Raw genomic sequence first — 17,741 nt, 5'->3', positions numbered from 1 at the left:
GCCCCGGTCTGCGCCGTCCCCAACGGCATCGGCATAGTGGGGTGCTGCGCTCCACTGCAACGAACGCCTCGACCCACCAGGGGGACTTACGACATGCGACCGAACCGACCGGTCACAGCGGCCCTTTGCGCGGCCGCTCTCGCGCTGACCGCCGCGGCCTGCGGCCCGGGCGACGGGGAGGCCGGCGGCGACGCCAAGCCGACCGTAGCGGCGAGCCTTCCCTCCGGAGCCGACGGGATCAAGATCCCGGACGAGCTCAAGGACAAGCTCAAGGAGCACGGCTTCGACCTGGAGAAGTGGAGGGGCGGTGCGTGGAAGAACTGGAACCAGGACGACTGGCTCCGCGAGGCGGGTGACTACGTCAACCCGATCATCGAGGACCTGTGGGACCCGGACCGGATGCGTGGCGCCGAGGAGCCGAAGGGCCCGTCCGTGGACCCGGACGCCGGCAAGGACCAGGGTGTGACGGACCCGACGCCGGCCGCGGTGGCGGCCAAGCCCGCGCCCGCCCCGTACCACGCGAACGTTCCGGAGTCCGGCAAGGTCTTCTTCGACGGCCCCGAGGGCTCGATGGTCTGCTCGGCCACCGTGGTCAAGGACCCCGCGCACCCGGGCAAGTCCAACATGGTCTGGACGGCGGGCCACTGCGTGCACTCGGGCAAGTCCGGCGGCTGGTACCGCAACATCGCCTTCGTCCCGTCCTACAACAACGCAGGCAAGCCGGCGACCGCGCTCAAGGGCGCGCCCCGCGAGCAGGTGGCCCCGTTCGGCGTGTGGTGGAGCGACTGGGCGCAGACCTCGGACCAGTGGATCGCGACGGGCGGTCCCACCGGTGGCGCGGGTGCCCCGTACGACTTCGCGATGCTGCACGTGACCCCGGAGAAGGGTTCGGGCAAGTCCCTGGAGGAGACGGTCGGCTCGGCGCTTCCGGTGGAGTTCAACGCTCCGGCCGTGCCGAAGATCGCGAGCATGACGGCGACGGGCTACCCGGCGGCGGCCCCGTTCGACGGTCAGAAGGCCTACCAGTGCACGGACCGGCCGGGCCGGCTGTCGCTGGTCGCAGCCGACCCCGTGATGTACCGCATAGGTTGCACGATGACCGGCGGCTCCTCCGGCGGCGGCTGGATCGCGGCGGGCAGCAACGGCAAGCCGGCGCTGGTGTCGAACACCTCGATCGGTCCCACCAAGGCGGGCTGGCTGGCCGGCCCGAAGCTGGGTCCGGAGGCCAAGAAGCTCTTCGAGGGCGTCAGCGGCAAGTTCCGCGGCCAGTAGCCGACACACGCAGTCCCGCTGCATGACCGAGGGCCCCCGCGATCGCGGGGGCCCTCGGTCATGCGGTGTGCAGCGGCGGGGCGAACGGCCCCCGCCGTGCTAGTGCTTCGCCGGTACGTACGGAGCCAGGTCCGCGGCGAGTTCCTGGTGGACCCGCGCCTTGAGCAGGGTGCCCTCCGGGGTGTGCTCCTCGGAGATGACCTCGCCCTCGGCGTGCGCCCGGGCGATCAGCGAGCCGCGGGTGTACGGCACCAGGGCCTCCACCTCGACCTCGGGTCGCGGCAGCTCGGTGTCGATCAGTTCGAGCAGCTTCGCGATGCCCATGCCGGTGCGGGCCGAGACGGCGATGGAGTGCCGCTCGATGCGCAGCAGCCGCTGCAGGACCAGCGGGTCCGCCGCGTCCGCCTTGTTGATCACCACGATCTCGGGCACGTTGACCGCGCCGACCTCGCGGATGACCTCGCGGACCGCTGCCAGCTGCTCCTCCGGGGCCGGGTGCGAGCCGTCCACGATGTGGAGGATGAGGTCGGAGTCGCCGACCTCCTCCATCGTGGAGCGGAACGCCTCGACCAGGTGGTGGGGCAGGTGCCGGACGAAGCCGACGGTGTCGGCCAGGGTGTAGATCCGGCCGCTCGGCGTCTCGGCCCGGCGCACGGTCGGGTCGAGGGTGGCGAACAGCGCGTTCTCCACCAGTACGCCCGCGCCCGTGAGGCGGTTGAGCAGCGAGGACTTGCCGGCGTTGGTGTAGCCGGCGATGGCGACCGAGGGCACCTTGTTGCGGCGTCGTTCCTGCCGCTTGATCTCGCGGCCGGTCTTCATCTCCGCGATCTCCCGGCGCATCTTCGCCATCTTCTCGCGGATCCGGCGCCGGTCCGTCTCGATCTTGGTCTCACCGGGGCCTCGGGTGGCCATGCCGCCACCGCCGCCGCCACCCATCTGCCGGGACAGCGAGGCACCCCAGCCGCGCAGGCGCGGCAGCATGTACTGCATCTGCGCGAGCGCGACCTGCGCCTTGCCCTCTCGGGACTTGGCGTGCTGGGCGAAGATGTCGAGGATCAGGGCGGTGCGGTCGACGACCTTGACCTTGACGACGTCTTCGAGGGCGATGAGCTGGCCGGGGCTGAGCTCACCGTCGCAGACGACGGTGTCCGCGCCGCTCTCCAGCACGATGTCACGCAGCTCGCGGGCCTTGCCGGAGCCGATGAAGGTAGCCGGGTCGGGCTTGTCGCGGCGCTGGATCACACCGTCGAGGACGAGGGCGCCGGCGGTTTCGGCGAGGGCGGCGAGCTCCGCGAGGGAGTTCTCCGCGTCGTTCACGGTGCCGGAGGTCCAGACGCCGACGAGCACCACTCGTTCCAGTCGCAGCTGGCGGTACTCGACTTCGGTGACGTCTTCGAGTTCGGTCGAGAGGCCGACGACGCGGCGCAGGGCCGCGCGCTCGGAGCGCTCGAACTGGTCGCCGTCCCGGTCTCCGTCGATCGCGTGGCTCCAGGCGACGTCCTCTTCCATCAGGGCGTCGGCCCGAAGGCTCTCGGTGAAGCTCTGCGGGTCCGACGCGTCGCGTGCGTCGCGTGCGTCCCGCGCGTCCTGGGAAGGGGATGAAGAGGAGGTCATTGGATCCTTACGTCGATTTCGGTTGCGTCCGCGCCGGCCGGGCCGGGCGGAGCCCGGGCGGCACCCGAGCCAAGGCCAAAGCTACTGCCGCGCGTGACCTAACACTGTCACGTCCAACGTGTGACATCGCCGGGAGATTCCCCCCGGGAGCCCCGCGGCGCGGCCCTGTCGATGGTGACATGCCCGTTACCCGGGGGTCACACCCTTTTCCGGCGCCGCCAATCCCGCCGGCCCCCGCCGGCCCCCACCCGCCGCCGCGCGCGCCGCGCGTTACGCGCCGCGGCTTACGCGCCCTTCGCCCCGCTCCACTCCGGGTGCCCGGGCATCGGCGGGGTGGTGCTCCCGTACAGCCAGGGCTTCAGGAACTCCCCGAGGTCGCGTCCCGCCTCCCGCGAGGCCAGCCGTACGAAGTCCTCCGTACCCGCGACCGCGTCCCGGTGCTCGCCCACCCAGCTCCGCTCCACCCGGTCGAACGCCTCGGCGCCGATCTCCTGCCGCAGCGCGTACAGGATCAGCGCCGCCCCGTCGTAGACCGCCGGCCGGAACAGTCCGATCTTCTGCCCGGGGGCGGCGGGCTTGGGCGCGGCCGGGGGCCCGCCCGCCGCGCGCCACTGGTCGGAGCGCTGGTACGCCTCGCGCATGCGCCGCTCCAGGGAGTACTTGCCCAGCCCGTCCGCGTACAGGGCCTCGTACCAGGTGGCGTGCCCCTCGTTCAGCCACAGGTCGGACCAGGCACGGGGCGTGACGCTGTCACCGAACCACTGGTGGGCGAGCTCGTGGACCATGACGGACTCCACGTACCACTCCGGATAGCCCTCCTCCGTGAACAGTCCGTGTTCGAAGAGGGAGAGGGTCTGCGTCTCCAGCTCGAAGCCCGTCTTGGCCCGGGCGATCAGCACCCCGTAGTTCTCGAAGGGGTACCGGCCGACCCGCTGCTCCATCCACTCGATGTGCCCCGGGGTCTTCTTCAGCCAGCGCTCCAGCTTCTGTCGGTCGGCGGCCGGCACCACGTCACGCAGCGGCAGCCCGTGCGGTCCGGTGCCCCGCACCACGGCCGAGTCGCCGACGGAGACCTGTGCCAGCTCGGTGGCCATCGGGTGCACGGTCCGGTACGTCCAGGTCGTGGGGGCCGCCGCGCGGCGGGCGGGGAGGGCGCCCGGCACCCCGTTGGCGACGGCCGTGAGCCCGGCGGGGGCAGTGATCCGGAAGGTGAAGTACGCCTTGTCGGAGGGGTGGTCGTTGCAGGGGAACACCCGGTGCGCGGCGTCCGCCTGGTTGGCCATGGCCAGGCCGTCGTCGGTGACCACCCAGCCGCCGTCGCTGCGGCCCCGCGGATCGCTCGTGTGCCGGATCACGATGTGGAGCGGCATGTGCGCCGCCACCGGCCGGGCCGGCGTCAGTACGAGGTCCTCCGCCACGCTCTCGAACCGCGCGGGCTCCCCGTTGACCTCGGCCTCCGCGACCGTCCCGTTCGTGAAGTCCAGGTTGATCCGCTCCAGCGGCTCCTGGGCGCGGGCGTCGATGACGGTGACGGCGTCGAGCGGGCTCCGGTTGTCCTTGTACGTGAAGGAGAGGTCGTACGCGAGCACGTCGTACCCGGGGTTCCCGAGCTCCGGGAAGAGCGGGTCGCCGATGCCGAGCGCCTTCGGCGGGGGCAGCACCGCGGCGACGAGGGTGAGGGAGGCCGCGGCGAGCAGGGCGGCGCGCAGGCGTGGGGAGGTGAGCTGCATCCACCACGGGTTACCAGCGCCCGTGGCGCGGCCGCACACGACGCGCGACGAGTCCACCCGAACGGGATCCTCCGGCAGGGCCGCGGGCCCGACAGCGCGCGTGGAGGGGCCTTGCCCGGCGCCACGGCTCCCCACCGCGCGGCGGCCCCCCGCCACCCCCTGTCACCCCCGTCACGGCACCCTCAGGCGCGGCTCACGTCGTAGACCCCCGGGACGTCCCGCATGGCCCGCATCAGCGCCGGCAGGCCGGTCGCGTCGGGCAGCTGGAGCGTGTAGGAGTGCCGGACCCGCTGCTCGACCGGCGGTTCGACGGTCGCGGAGACGACCTCGACGCCCTCGCGGGCGATCGCCTCGGTCAGGTCGGCCAGCAGGTGCGGGCGGCCGAACGATTCGGCGAGCAGTGTGACGCGGCAGTCGGCGGTGGCCCGCCAGTGCACGGCGACGGAGGTGCGGCCCAGGGAGCGCATCTGCGCGACGGCCGCGCACTGGACCCGGTGCACGGTGACGGCCCCGCCCCGTACGACGAATCCCGCGACCGCGTCCGGCGGCACCGGGGTGCAGCAGCCCGCCAGCCGTACGGTCGCGTCCGGCAGGTCGGCGACCGCGTTGCCGCCGCCGCCTCGGGCCCCGACGACCGACAGCGGCGCCCGCGCGGCCGTGGTGGTGGCGGCGGCGCCGTCCGGGTGGGCCTTGAGCCAGCTGCTGATGGCGATCCGGGCGGCCGGGGTGTGCGCGTGCTCCAGCCAGTCGGCGGACGGCCCGGAGGACGCGTCGTGGGCGAGCAGCAGCTGGACGGTGTCCCCGTCGGAGAGCCGGGAGGTCAGGGAGGTGAGGCGCCCGTTGACCCGGGCGCCGATACAGCCGTGGGCCGCCTCGCCGTACTGCGCGTAGGCGGCGTCGATACAGCTGGCCCCGCCCGGCAGGCTGATCGTGGCGGGGGCCCCGCCGTCCGCCCGGAACACGGTGATCTCCCGGTCCTGGGCCAGCTCGGCGCGCAGCACGCTCCAGAAGGTGTCGGGGTCGGGCGCGGACTGCTGCCAGTCGAGCAGGCGCGAGAGCCAGCCGGGCCGCGTGGGGTCCACCCGCTCCTCGTACGGGTCCGCGCAGGCCTCGGCGGACCCGGCCGTGCCGCCCGAGGCGGCGGCCGCGGTTGCTGCGGTGGCCGCCGCCGTGGCGTACGGATTGCCGAGCGCGACGACCCCGGCCTCCGCGACCCGGTGCATCTGCCGGGTCCGGACGATGACCTCGGCCACGTGCCCGTCGGAGGTGGCGAAGGCGGTGTGCAGCGACTGGTAGAGGTTGAACTTCGGGACGGCGATGAAGTCCTTGAACTCCGAGACCACCGGGGTGAAGCAGGTGTGCAGCTCCCCCAGTACGCCGTAGCAGTCGGCGTTCTCCCCGACCAGGATCAGCAGCCGACCGAAGTCGGAGCCGCGCAGCTCCCCGCGCTTGCGGGAGATCCGGTGGACGGAGACGAAGTGCCGGGGGCGTACGAGGACTTCGGCGTGGATGCCGGCCTCGCGCAGGACGACCCGGACGGACTCCGCGATGGCGGGCAGCGGGTCGCGCTCGCCGGCGTGGGCGGCGATCAGCGCGCGGGTGTGCTCGTACTCCTCGGGGTGCAGGATCGCGAAGACGAGGTCTTCCAGCTCGGTCTTGAGCGCCTGGACGCCGAGGCGTTCGGCGAGCGGGATGAGGACGTCACGGGTGACCTTGGCGATGCGCGCCTGTTTGTCGGGGCGCATGACGCCGAGGGTGCGCATGTTGTGGAGGCGGTCGGCGAGCTTGATGGACATGACGCGGACGTCGTTGCCGGTGGCGACGAGCATCTTGCGGAAGGTCTCGGGCTCGGCGGCGGCGCCGTAGTCGATCTTCTCGACCTTGGTGACGCCGTCGACGATGAAGCAGACCTCGTCGCCGAACTCCTCGCGGACCTGATCGAGGGTCACCTCGGTGTCCTCGACCGTGTCGTGGAGCAGAGAGGCCGTCAGGGTCGTTGTCTCGGCGCCGAGTTCGGCCAGGATCAGGGTCACGGCGAGCGGATGTGTGATGTACGGCTCACCACTTTTTCGCATCTGGCCGCGGTGGGAGGACTCCGCGAGCACGTACGCGCGCCTCAGGATGGACAGGTCGGCGTCCGGATGGTGGGCGCGGTGCGCCTCCGCGACGTGCCCGATGGCATCGGGCAGCCGGTCGCGGGATGTCGGCCCGAGCAGGGCCGCTCGCCCGAGTCGTCGCAGATCAAGCCTGGTGCGGCCACGTCTGCGGAGCTCGGGGCGTGCTTCGGAACGTGCTTCGGGGTTCGTGGCCTCTGCACTCATGGGCACCTCCGGCGGCTTCGACCGGCGGTGGCGGGCATGGGGTGCGCCCTCAGGGCCGGTGCCTGATGCTACCGACCCCACCACGTGGCGCAGTCCACCTCTCGCTCAGCGTGAAACGGATCACCCATTAGAGGGAAGCTTCAGACGAAGGCCGTTTCGGCGAGCCAGGTCGCGTCGAACTCGCCCGAGCCGACGATGACGGCGGGTCCGGTCATGTCGATCCGGCCGTCGGGGTACTCCGTGATGACCAGGGTTCCGCCGGGCAGATCGACGGTGTAGGTGACCTGTTCGCCGGTCTCGGCGGGGTCCACGCCGTCGCGCCGGATGGCGGCCACGGCGACGGCGCAGGCGCCGGTGCCGCAGGAGCGGGTCTCGCCGGAGCCGCGCTCGTGGACGCGCATGGCGACGTGCCGCGGGCCTCGGTCGGCGACGAACTCGACGTTGACACCTGCCGGGTAGGCGGAGGCCGGGCTGAACGGGGGCGCGTCGTACAGGGTTCCGGCATCGTCCAGGCTGTCAACGAACGCCACCGCGTGCGGGTTCCCCATGTTGACGTTCCGCGCGGGCCAGGACCGGTCGCCGACGGAGACGGTCACCTCGCCCTCGGGGAACTCGGCGCGGCCCATGGAGACCGTCACGTCGCCGCGCTTGTCGAGGTGGACGCGCTTGACGCCGCCCCGGGTGGCGATGGCGAGGTCACCGGGCTCGACGTGCCCGGCGTACTGGAGGTAGCGGGCGAAGACGCGGACGCCGTTGCCGCACATCTCGGCGATGGAACCGTCGCTGTTGCGGTAGTCCATGAACCATTCGGCCTCGCCGGCCATGGCCTTCGCCTCGGGGTGCGCGGCGGAGCGCACGACGTGCAGCACGCCGTCGCCGCCGATGCCGGCCCGCCGGTCGCACAGCTTCGCGACGGCGGTCGCGGGCAGCTCGATGGCGTTGTCCGGGTCCGGGACGATCACGAAGTCGTTCTCGGTGCCGTGGCCCTTGAGGAAGGAGAGGCTGGTCTGCGTCACGCGCCCATCGTACCGAGACGCGGCCGACGGGCCCTGCGTGGTCCGAGGGCCGGACGGGGTACGGGTGGCAGCCGGCGGCTAGCGCAGCCGCGCCACGCGGTACACCGCGAGCGCTACGACGGCCAGCGCGGCCAGCGCGTACAGCGCGGCCATGCGCCAGTCGGGGCGGCGCCCCGATCCCCTGGGCGGCAGCCCGGGCCAGCTGTAGCCCACCCGGCGGGCGGCCATCATGCCCCAGCCGCCCGCGCAGGAGCTGATGAGGAAGCCCAGCATGGCGACCACCGCGCCGCCGTCGCCGAATTCGAAGGCGAGCGGGAACGCGAACATCAGCGAGCCGGCCAGGGCCAGCAGCACGATGGGGGCGATCTGCCAGATGCGCAGGCGGCGCTGCGGGCGCAGCTCCACCTCGAACTCGGGGCCGGACGCGGCCTCCACCTCGGCGGGGTCCGGCGCGTCCGGCCCGTCGGGGCTCAGCCGCGCGGGCTCGGCGGGCAGCCCGAGGGTGTCGGGCCCGGCCAGGGCCCCGACGGCTCCGTCGGGCTCGACGGGGCCCTCGGACCCGTCGAGTCGCACCGGGTCGGTTTCCCGCCGGGTCTCGTCCTGCCCAGTGTTTCGAGGGCCGGCCTCCATAGCCACGCGCCCTCCCCACTCGGACTTCGTACGCCGCTGTTCAGAAGTTTGATGATGGCACGCTCCCGGGGCGCCGACTGGCGCACGGGGCGTCCCGATGCCATCACGTGATCAGGCTGTAACCGCTCGTTCGACCAACGACTGCGCGAGCCCGGGGAGTTCCCCGCGGTCCACGACGGCTCCGCTGAGCCAGTGCACGCGCGGGTCGCGGCGGAACCAGGAGTCCTGACGCCGGGCGAACCGCTTGGTGGCGCGGACGGTCTCGGCCTTGGCTTCCTCCTCGGTGCATTCACCCGCGAGAGCGGACAGCACCTGCTGGTAGCCGAGGGCGCGGGAGGCGGTGATTCCGTCACGCAGCCCCCGGGCCTCCAGGGCGCGGACCTCGTCGACCAGCCCGTCCTCCCACATCCGGTCGACGCGCCGCGCGATCCGCTCGTCGAGTTCGGGCCGGCCGACGTCCACGCCGATCTGGACGGTGTCGTAGACCGACTCGTGACCGGGCAGGTTCGCGGTGAACGGCCGCCCTGTGATCTCGATGACCTCCAGGGCGCGGACGATCCGGCGGCCGTTGCTGGGCAGGATGGCCGCCGCGGCGGCGGGATCGGCGGCGGCGAGCCGCGCGTGCAGGGCGCCGGGGCCGCGCAGGGTGACCTCTTCCTCCAGCCGGGCCCGGACCTCTGGATCGGTGCCGGGGAACTCCATGGCGTCGAGGGCGCCGCGGACGTACAGCCCGGATCCGCCGACGAGCACCGGCGTGCGGCCCTCGGCGAGGAGCTTGTCGATCTCGACGCGGGCCAGCCGCTGGTACTCGGCGACGTTGGCGGTCTCGGTCACCTCCCAGACGTCGAGGAGGTGGTGCGGGACTCCGCCGCGCTCCTCGACCGTCAGCTTGGCGGTGCCGATGTCCATCCCCCGGTACAGCTGCATGGAGTCGGCGTTGACGACCTCGCCGTCGAAATGGCGGGCCAGGGCGACGCCCAGGTCGGACTTTCCGGCCGCGGTGGGACCGACGACGGCGATGACCCGCGGTGCGGGGGCTGCTTTCCTCACCGCCCCAGTCTCGCAAACCCCTCGCGAAGCCCTGGCCAGATACCGGCGTGTACCCGATCGAGTTACGTGACGGGGCCCGGGCGGGGTCGTTGCCCTGGCGTGGTTCCGTCCGGGCGAGCGTCCGGCGCGGGCCCGGCGCGAGCACGGGCGCAAGCCGGTTCGAACCGGGCGGAACTTCACTCACACGAGCAGCGTTATAGGAGCAGACATGGGCGTTTTTGGCCGGTTTTTTGGCCGTAAGAACCAGGCTTCGACCGAGGAGGTCGCGGCCGGGGATCTGACGGCCGCGTCCGAGGGGGCAGAGGCCGGGACGGCTGAGGAGGGGGCTCCTGCGGCGGAAGCCGTGGAGATTCCGAAGCAGCAGTCGGCGGAGGCCGCAGCGGACAGCGAGACCGGCGAGGGCGCCCGCACGTAGCCACCGCCACTGGAAGGTGACCCATGGGTCTGCTGGACAATCTGAAGGCCAAGCTCGCGCCGGCGAAGGACAAGGTCGGAGACCTCGCGCAGCAGCACGAGGGCAGGATCGGCCAGAATCTGGACAAGGTGGCCCAGGTCGTGGACTCCAAGACCAAGGGCAAGTACCACGGCCGGATCGAGACCGGCACGAGCAAGGCGAAGGACGCCCTGGGCAAGATCGCGCACAAGGACGGCCCCGGCGGGCAGACGCCGCCGGCGGCTTCCTGACGCGGTCCCGGAAGGGGCGCGGGGGCAGGGTGCCCTCGCGCCCCTTCCGTGTGCCCGGAGGCGCTCTGACGGCCCTCAGGGGCGTCCAGCGGCGGCGTTCAGCGACGGCCCGGGCGAGGTTTCAGGACCAGGTGGCGACGAAGTAGCCGACCCCGTACGGGGCCTCGTCGTACAGCAGCCGGCCGTCGAGGCCCGCGCCCTCGGCGGCGCCCGCGAGCACCTGCCAGGGGGCCCGTCCGGCGGCCTTGAGCTCCCGGGCGAGCCCGGGGTCGAGGGCCGCGAGGGCGGCGGTGTCGGCCGCGCCGAGGGCGCGGGCCGCCTCGGCGTCGAAGGCGGTGGCGCGCTCGTCGAGGTACCCGGGGGCCTTCACGGTGCGGCAGGCGCTGCCGTCGCCCATGACGAGGAGGGCGACGCGGTCGTCGGTGACTGCGAGTTCCCGGCCGGTGCGCAGGCAGGCGTCGGCCTCCAGGGGCTCGGCGACACCGAGGCCCTCGACGGGGGCCGCGCCCCAGCGCGCGCGGGCGAGCAGCCAGGCGGCGACGGCGAGCGAGGTGGGCAGCACACGCGGGCCCTCCTCGCCTTCGCCGAGCCGTACGTCGGCGGCCACCCCGAAGCCGCGGAAGCTGCCGCGGGAGCCCTGGGGGTAGGGGCCGGTGTGGTCCGCCCCGGCGGCGCCGACCACGACCAGGCGGTCGGGGCGGGCGGCGGCGAGGACGGCGAGCGCGTCGGAGCAGGCGGTACGGGCGTCCGCGAGCTCGGCGGCGGCCCCGGCGGCGACCTCCGGTACGAGCAGCGGCGGGGCGGGGCAGACGGCGGCGGCTACGAGCATGATCCGCAGCCTAGCCGTCGCCGGCCGGAGCGGGGTGGCGGAGGGCCTCCCGCCCGGCCTCGACACCGTGCCGCCGCGCGGCCCCGCCGCCCTTCCGCCGCCGCCGTTTCCCGGGCGCTGCCCGGAGCCCGGTCCCACGGCACCGGGCGGGCTGGTGGGGCCTGGGGCTCTGCCCGGACCCACGCCTGGAACGCCGGGTGGGGCGGGGCAGGGCCGGGCAGGCGTCAGGAGGAGACGGCGCAGCCCGAGGTGGTCGGGGGCAGGGGGGCCGGGACGCCGAGGGTGGGGATGCCGAGCATGACGCCCGCCGGCTGCGGCGGAGCGGCGTTGCGCTTCTCCCACGCGTCGCCCGCGCGGGTACGGCGTACGGACCGCGTCGGGCCCTCGGCCAGCAGGTGGTGCGGGGCCGCGTAGGTGATGTCGACGGTGACCACGTCGCCCGGGCGGACCTCCTCGTCCGGCTTGGTGAAGTGCACGAGGCGGTTGTCCGGGGCGCGCCCCGAGAGGCGGTCCGTGGCGCCGTCCTTGCGGCCCTCGCCCTCCGCGACCATGACCTCCAGGGTCCGGCCGACCTGCTTCTTGTTCTCCTCCCAGGAGATCTCCTCCTGGAGCGCGACCAGCCGCATGTAGCGGTCCTGGACGACCTCCTTCGGGATCTGCCCCTCCATGTCCGCGGCCGGGGTGCCGGGGCGCTTGGAGTACTGGAAGGTGAACGCGTTCGCGAAGCGCGCCTCGCGCACCGTGTGCATCGTCTGCTGGAAGTCCTCCTCCGTCTCACCGGGGAAGCCCACGATGATGTCGGTGGAGATCGCGGCGTGCGGAATCGCGGCGCGGACCTTCTCGATGATGCCGAGGAAGCGCTCCTGCCGGTACGAGCGGCGCATCGCGCGCAGGATGGGGTCCGATCCCGACTGGAGCGGCATGTGCAGCTGCGGCATCACGTTCGGGGTCTCGGCCATCGCCGCGATCACGTCGTCCGTGAAGTCGCGCGGGTGCGGGGAGGTGAAGCGGACCCGCTCCAGGCCCTCGATCCCGCCGCAGGCGCGCAGCAGCTTCGAGAAGGCCTCGCGGTCGCCCAGGTCGGAGCCGTACGCGTTCACGTTCTGGCCGAGCAGGGTGATCTCGGAGACGCCCTCGGCGACCAGGGCCTCCACCTCGGCGAGGATGTCGCCGGGACGGCGGTCCTCCTCCTTGCCGCGCAGCGCCGGGACGATGCAGAAGGTGCACGTGTTGTTGCAGCCGACGGAGATCGAGACCCAGGCGGCGTAGGCGGACTCGCGGCGGGTCGGGAGCGTGGAGGGGAAGGCTTCCAGCGACTCGGCGATCTCGACCTGCGCCTCCTCCTGGACGCGGGCGCGCTCCAGCAGGACCGGCAGCTTGCCGATGTTGTGCGTGCCGAAGACGACGTCGACCCAGGGGGCCCGCTTCACGATCGTGTCGCGGTCCTTCTGCGCGAGGCAGCCGCCGACGGCGATCTGCATGCCGGGGCGCTTGGTCTTCATCGGGGCGAGGCGGCCGAGGTTGCCGTACAGCTTGTTGTCGGCGTTCTCACGGACGGCGCAGGTGTTGAACACCACCACGTCGGCGTCGCCGTCGGAGCCCTCGGGCGCGCGCGTGTAGCCCGCGCCCTCCAGCAGACCGGACAGCCGCTCGGAGTCGTGCACGTTCATCTGGCACCCGTAGGTGCGCACCTCGTAAGTTCCCTTGACGTCCACTGCCGTGCTCCGGTCGCTGCTGCTGGTCATGCGACAAGGGTAGGCGGTACCGGGAGCGGCGGGTCCCGGGCCCGTCGTGACAGGACGGCGGGGGGCTGGCAGGATCGCGGGCATGCACCTCCTCACGCCCCGGCGGATCAGCAGGCGCCGCGCCCTCCAGGGGCTGGGCGTCGTGCTGGCGCTGCTCGGGCTGCTGCTGTGGTGGCTGAAGCCCTTCGCGGAGCCGGAGCCGAGCGGCGATCTCACCTTCAGCACGGGGGTCCGTTCCGGCGTCTACCACCTCTACGGCGAGCTGCTCAAGCAGGCGCTCGCGACGGACATGCCCGGGGTGAAGGTCCGGCTGGAGACGAGCGAGGGCTCGCAGCAGAACCTCCAGCGGGTGTCCGCCGGGCAGGCTGACTTCACGGTGGCGACGGCGGACGCGGTCGCCAAGTACCGGGCCGACGGCAAGCCGGGCGCGGAGTCGCTGCGCGGCTGCGCGCGGCTCTACGACGACTACGTGCAGCTGGTGGTCCCGGCGGGATCGCCGGTGCAGTCGACGCGGGACCTCAAGGGCAAGCGGGTCGCGGTCGGCCAGAACGGCTCCGGGGTGCGCCTCATAGCGGACCGGCTGCTGGCGGCGGCGAAGCTGAACCCGGTGCGGGACATCACCCCGGTGTCCATAGGGATCGACACGATGCCCGCGGAGCTGGAAGCGGGCCGGATCGACGCGTTCTTCTGGTCCGGCGGGCTTCCGACGAACGCGGTGAAGGAGCTGTCGGAGCGGTTCGACATCCGGCTCGTGCAGCTGGGCGACCTGGTGGAGCCCTTGCAGGCCGGGGGCAGCCCGGCCCGGTACTACCGGGCGGCGGTGATGCCGCAGGACGCGTACGCGCGGGCGCGCAACACGTCCCCGGTGTCCACGCTGGCCGTGCCGAACCTGCTGGTCACCACGGCCAGGACGGATCCGAGGCTGACGGAGCAGTTCACCCGTACGGTGATCGCGAGCCGGGACGGCATCGGGCACGAGGTGCACGCGGCGCAGCTGGTGGACCTGCGGACGGCGATCTACACGGACCCGCTGGACCTGCACGAGGGCGCCGGGCGGTACTACCGATCCGTCAAGCCGTAGGGACGGCCGGGCCGAGAGCGACGGCCATGCCGAGAGCCGAGGCCTAGCCCGGCAGCAGGCTCAGGGCGGCGGCGGCCGCGCCGATCAGCCCCGCGTGGGTGCCGAGCAGGGCCGGTACGACCTGGACGTCGCGCACGAAGGACAGCGTGGCGTACGAGGCCAGGTGCGCCCGGATCGGACCGAACAGGGTGTCCCCCGAGGCGGCGACCCCGCCCCCGATGACGGCGATGTCCGTTTCGACCAGGGTCGCGGTGGCCGCGATGGCGGCGGCCAGCGCGCGCCCCGCGCGGTCGAAGGCGGCCAGCGCGACCGGGTCCCCGGCGGCGGCGGCCGCGGCGACGCCCGCCGCCGTGGGGTCCCCGGCGGGGGTCCAGCCCTGGGCGAGGGCCCAGCGGGCGATGGCGGTGCCCGAGGCGAGGGATTCGACGCAGCCGATTCCGCCGCAGACGCACCGCTCCCCGTCGAAGGCGACGCTGATGTGGCCGATGTGGCCCGCGTTGCCGGTGGGGCCGGGGTGGAGCTGGTTGTTCAGGATCAGTCCGCCGCCGACGCCGGTGGAGACCACCATGCACAGGGCGTTCGCGTGGCCCCGGGCCGCGCCGAGCCAGTGCTCGGCCGCGGTCATCGCCACGCCGTCGCCGGCCAGGACCGTCGGGACGGCGGCGCCGTGCCGGGCCAGTTCCGCCGCGATCCGCTCCTGCACCGGGAAGTCCCGCCAGGCGCCGATGTTGACGGGGCTGACCGTGCCGCGCGAGGTGTCCACGGGCCCGGCGCTGCCGGCCCCGCAGCGGACCACCGAGGGCCACAGCGGCGAGCGCGCCAGCTCCGCGACGACCTCCGCGACGGCGGCGAAGACCCCGTCCGCGTCCGCGTCCCGGGGAGTGGGGCGGCGGGTGGTGGCGGTCATCGTGCCGTCGGGGTGCACCAGCGCGCCCGCGACCTTCGTACCGCCGATGTCGATCGCCGCCGTCAGGCCCGCGGTCGCGGCGGGGCCGCGGGAGCCGGGGACGGCGGAGGTGGGAGTGGTCACGGTGGCGCTCCAGGGAGGGGTCGGGACTCAGTATGCGGCCGTCGGCGGCGCCGTACTCTCGCGGGGTTCCAGCCGGGGCCGCTCGGCCTCCCGGAGCCGGGGCGGGCCCCCGGCGAGGACGGCGAGCAGTTCCTCGGCGGCGAGCCGGCCGAACGCGGCGGTGTCCCGGACGAGGGCGGTGAGCCGGGGGTGGGTGACCCGGCAGAGCGCGGAGTCGTCCCAGGCCACGATGGAGAGCCGGTCCGGCACGGGGATGGCCAGTTCGGCGGCGACGGCGCTGCCGGCCACCGCCATCACGTCGTTGTCGTAGACCAGGGCGGTGGGCGGCTCGGGCTCGGCGAGGACCCGGCGGGTGGCCGCGGCGCCCTCCGCGTCGGAGTAGTCGGTGACGACCGAGCGCACCCGGTCGGGGCCGAGGCCGAGGCGCGCGGCCTCGGTGCGCAGCGAGGCCATCCGGCGGGCGGTGTGGGCGAGGCCGGGCAGGCCGGCGATGTGGGTGATCCGGCGGTGGCCCAGCACGTGGAGGTGTTCGAGGATCCGGGTCATGGCCCGGGCGTCGTCGGCCCAGACCGAGGAGTGCGCGCCGCCGCCCGCCCCTCCGACCAGTACGGCGGGCAGCGCCAGTTGTTCGAGCAGCGCCGGGCGCGGGTCCCGCGTGCGCGGGTCGACGACGAGGACCCCGTCCACGCGGCGTTCGGCCCACCAGCGCCGGTAGACCGCGCATTCGGCGTCGATGTCCTCCACCACCTGGAAGAGGAGGGCGATCCGGCCGGCCGCGAGCACCTCCTGTATGCCGGAGACGAGCTGGAGGAAGAAGGACTCGACGCCGAGGGTGTGCGCGGGCCGGGCGAGGACGAGGCCGACCGCGCCGGAGCGTTCGCCGGACAGGGCGCGGGCGGCGCTGTTGGGCTGCCAGCCGAGTTCCTCGGCGACCCGGCGGATCCGGGCGCGGGTGTCCGTGGAGACGCCCGGGCGGTCGTTGAGCGCGAAGGAGACGGCGCTCTGCGACACTCCGGCCTGCCGGGCGATGTCCTTGATGGTGGGTCTGCGGGCCATGCCTGCCTCATCCCTCGGTGACGCGGACTGCGATGGCGGGACCGTACGCGATCCCGCCATCGCGGACCGCCTCGACCGCCGTCGGGTCATTCCCCGGAGGGGTGTTGGGGCGGGGAGGAATCCCGCCACGGCCGGCGCGACGGCGGGCCCGGGCGGCCGGGGCCACATACCGCTGTCGACTCCGGACGCTTTCTCGCTCCGGAGAAACTAAACCGCATTAGCTCGCTCAGCTTGAGAGGGCCGGAGCCCTTCTGTCAACGGCACTGAAGCGCATAAGTACCGCCGCTGGAGGCCCTGTTGACGTGACCCCGTGGCACCCGGCAGGTTGTGCGTCACCCGGCGAATTCCCCAGAGTCCCAGAACTCCAGAACTCCAGGACGCCACATGCTCGACGAAGGCTCCCCTCGTCCGCTCCGCTTCGGCGCCAACTACACCCCGACCCGCGGCTGGTTCCACCACTGGCTCGACTTCGACCTCGACGAGGTGCGGGCCGATCTCGACTCGGTCGCCGCGCTCGGCCTGGACCACGTCCGGGTCTTCCCGCTGTGGCCGCTGTTCCAGCCGAACCGCACGCTGATCCGGCCGCGCGCCGTCGAGCAGCTCGTGGCGCTGGCCGACGCCGCCGCCGAACGCGGCCTCGACGTCGCCGTGGACGGACTCCAGGGGCACCTGTCGAGCTTCGACTTCCTGCCCGCCTGGACCACGACCTGGCACCGCCGGAACATCTTCGGCGACCCGGAGGTGATCGCGGGCCAGGAGGAGTACCTGCGCACGCTCGCCGCCGCCCTCGCGGACCGGCCGAACTTCCTCGGCATGACGGTCGGCAACGAGGTCAACCAGTTCTCCGACGCCCCGCACCCCTCCCCCGACCGGATCACCCGCGCCCAGGCCGGCCGGTGGCTCGAACGGATGCTCGCCGCCTGCGAGAAGGGCGCCCCGGGGCGGTTCCACCTGCACGCCGCGTACGACGCCGCCTGGTACCAGGACGGCCACCCGTTCACCGCCGCCCAGGCGGCCCGGCTCGGCGCCGCGACCGCCGTGCACTCCTGGGTGTTCAACGGCACCGCCCAGCGCCACGGCCGCGCCGGGACCGCGACCGAGCACCACGCCGCGTACCTGATCGAGCTCTCCAAGGCCTGGGCGCGCGACCCGCACCGCCCGGTGTGGCTCCAGGAGGTCGGGGCGCCCGCGCCGCTGATCCCGGCGGAACACGCCGCCGAGTTCACCCGGGCCACCCTGGCCGGCGCCCTGGACTGCCCGGACCTGTGGGGCGTGACCTGGTGGTGCTCGCACGACGTGTCGCGGGAGCTCGCGGACTTCCCCGAGCTGGAGTACGGGCTCGGCCTGCTCACCAACGACCGCGCGGTCAAGCCGGCCGGCGCGGCCGTCGCCCGCGTCGCCGGGCAGTGGCGCGGCCGGGAGCACCGCCCCGCCGTACGGTCCACCGCGCTCGCCGTCGACGTCGGCGGGGCGGACGCGGCGCCCCGGCGCTCGGTGTGCGCCCCGGGCGGGGCGTTCTTCGAGGCCTGGGCGGCGCTGACCGCCCAGGGGCTCCGGCCTGCGGTGGTGCTGGCCGGACTCGCCGGGGACCCCGCGCACCTGTCCGCGCGCGGCATCACCGAGGTGCTGCGCGTGCCCGACGTCATCTGACCCCGCACTCCCGCCACCCCTCACCGAGGAGCC

At 73.5% G+C, this 17,741-nt stretch carries 15 protein-coding genes; 5 read left to right on the top strand and 10 right to left on the bottom strand.

The window, feature by feature from the left end; translation table 11 throughout:
- Positions 1-93 precede the first annotated feature (93 nt).
- Positions 94-1,272: a trypsin-like serine peptidase gene (locus tag IE248_RS05775; RefSeq protein ID WP_047960718.1), complete on the top strand. Its 1,179-nt coding sequence runs from the start codon at positions 94-96 to the stop codon at positions 1,270-1,272.
- Positions 1,273-1,371: 99 nt separating this feature from the next.
- Here the strand turns inward: IE248_RS05775 and hflX are convergent, their stop codons facing one another.
- From hflX to miaA, 6 genes are all read right to left on the bottom strand, one after another.
- On the bottom strand, positions 1,372-2,886 hold the full coding sequence (gene hflX / locus IE248_RS05770) for a GTPase HflX (protein ID WP_073777242.1): 1,515 nt from the start codon (positions 2,884-2,886) through the stop codon (positions 1,372-1,374).
- A 284-nt stretch (positions 2,887-3,170) separates the two neighbouring features.
- Positions 3,171-4,616 carry a M1 family metallopeptidase gene (locus IE248_RS05765; protein WP_008742940.1) on the bottom strand — a complete coding sequence of 482 codons (1,446 nt, stop codon included), beginning with the start codon at positions 4,614-4,616 and terminating at the stop codon, positions 3,171-3,173.
- 182 nt (positions 4,617-4,798) lie between these two features.
- Positions 4,799-6,937, bottom strand: coding sequence for a RelA/SpoT family protein (locus tag IE248_RS05760; protein WP_190030100.1), 2,139 nt, complete (start codon positions 6,935-6,937; stop codon positions 4,799-4,801).
- 140 nt (positions 6,938-7,077) lie between these two features.
- On the bottom strand, positions 7,078-7,953 hold the full coding sequence (dapF, locus tag IE248_RS05755) for a diaminopimelate epimerase (protein ID WP_073796344.1): 876 nt from the start codon (positions 7,951-7,953) through the stop codon (positions 7,078-7,080).
- A gap of 78 nt (positions 7,954-8,031) precedes the next feature.
- A complete protein-coding gene (locus tag IE248_RS05750) occupies positions 8,032-8,583 on the bottom strand; it encodes a hypothetical protein (RefSeq protein ID WP_190030457.1) in 552 nt (183 codons plus the stop codon).
- A gap of 111 nt (positions 8,584-8,694) precedes the next feature.
- Positions 8,695-9,633 (bottom strand): tRNA (adenosine(37)-N6)-dimethylallyltransferase MiaA, encoded by a 939-nt coding sequence (gene miaA, locus IE248_RS05745; protein WP_073796342.1) that lies wholly within the window; start codon positions 9,631-9,633, stop codon positions 8,695-8,697.
- A 208-nt stretch (positions 9,634-9,841) separates the two neighbouring features.
- Here miaA and IE248_RS05740 point away from each other — a divergent pair, with 208 nt between their 5' ends.
- On the top strand, positions 9,842-10,048 hold the full coding sequence (locus tag IE248_RS05740) for a hypothetical protein (protein WP_073796341.1): 207 nt from the start codon (positions 9,842-9,844) through the stop codon (positions 10,046-10,048).
- 23 nt (positions 10,049-10,071) lie between these two features.
- Positions 10,072-10,317: an antitoxin gene (locus IE248_RS05735; RefSeq protein WP_008742934.1), complete on the top strand. Its 246-nt coding sequence runs from the start codon at positions 10,072-10,074 to the stop codon at positions 10,315-10,317.
- Positions 10,318-10,438: 121 nt separating this feature from the next.
- Here IE248_RS05735 and IE248_RS05730 read toward each other — a convergent pair whose 3' ends face one another.
- Positions 10,439-11,146: a class III extradiol dioxygenase subunit B-like domain-containing protein gene (locus IE248_RS05730; protein WP_190030099.1), complete on the bottom strand. Its 708-nt coding sequence runs from the start codon at positions 11,144-11,146 to the stop codon at positions 10,439-10,441.
- A 224-nt stretch (positions 11,147-11,370) separates the two neighbouring features.
- The gene (miaB, locus tag IE248_RS05725; RefSeq protein WP_190030098.1) at positions 11,371-12,891 is read right to left on the bottom strand and encodes a tRNA (N6-isopentenyl adenosine(37)-C2)-methylthiotransferase MiaB; all 1,521 of its coding nucleotides are present in this window, start codon (positions 12,889-12,891) and stop codon (positions 11,371-11,373) included.
- An 82-nt stretch (positions 12,892-12,973) separates the two neighbouring features.
- Here miaB and IE248_RS05720 point away from each other — a divergent pair, with 82 nt between their 5' ends.
- A complete protein-coding gene (locus IE248_RS05720) occupies positions 12,974-13,972 on the top strand; it encodes a TAXI family TRAP transporter solute-binding subunit (RefSeq protein WP_008742932.1) in 999 nt (332 codons plus the stop codon).
- A gap of 43 nt (positions 13,973-14,015) precedes the next feature.
- Here the strand turns inward: IE248_RS05720 and IE248_RS05715 are convergent, their stop codons facing one another.
- On the bottom strand, positions 14,016-15,002 hold the full coding sequence (locus tag IE248_RS05715) for an ROK family protein (protein WP_229895143.1): 987 nt from the start codon (positions 15,000-15,002) through the stop codon (positions 14,016-14,018).
- A 27-nt stretch (positions 15,003-15,029) separates the two neighbouring features.
- Positions 15,030-16,058: a LacI family DNA-binding transcriptional regulator gene (locus IE248_RS05710; RefSeq protein ID WP_190030097.1), complete on the bottom strand. Its 1,029-nt coding sequence runs from the start codon at positions 16,056-16,058 to the stop codon at positions 15,030-15,032.
- Between the two features lie 384 nt (positions 16,059-16,442).
- On the opposite strand from IE248_RS05710, the gene IE248_RS05705 reads away from it, so the two are divergent.
- Positions 16,443-17,708: a glycoside hydrolase 5 family protein gene (locus IE248_RS05705; RefSeq protein WP_190030096.1), complete on the top strand. Its 1,266-nt coding sequence runs from the start codon at positions 16,443-16,445 to the stop codon at positions 17,706-17,708.
- Positions 17,709-17,741: the final 33 nt, after the last annotated feature.

Origin of the sequence: Streptomyces goshikiensis (genome assembly GCF_014650555.1) — a bacterium.
In the GTDB taxonomy this organism is placed as follows: domain Bacteria; phylum Actinomycetota; class Actinomycetes; order Streptomycetales; family Streptomycetaceae; genus Streptomyces; species Streptomyces goshikiensis.
This window is presented reverse-complemented; position numbering and strand designations above follow the sequence as displayed.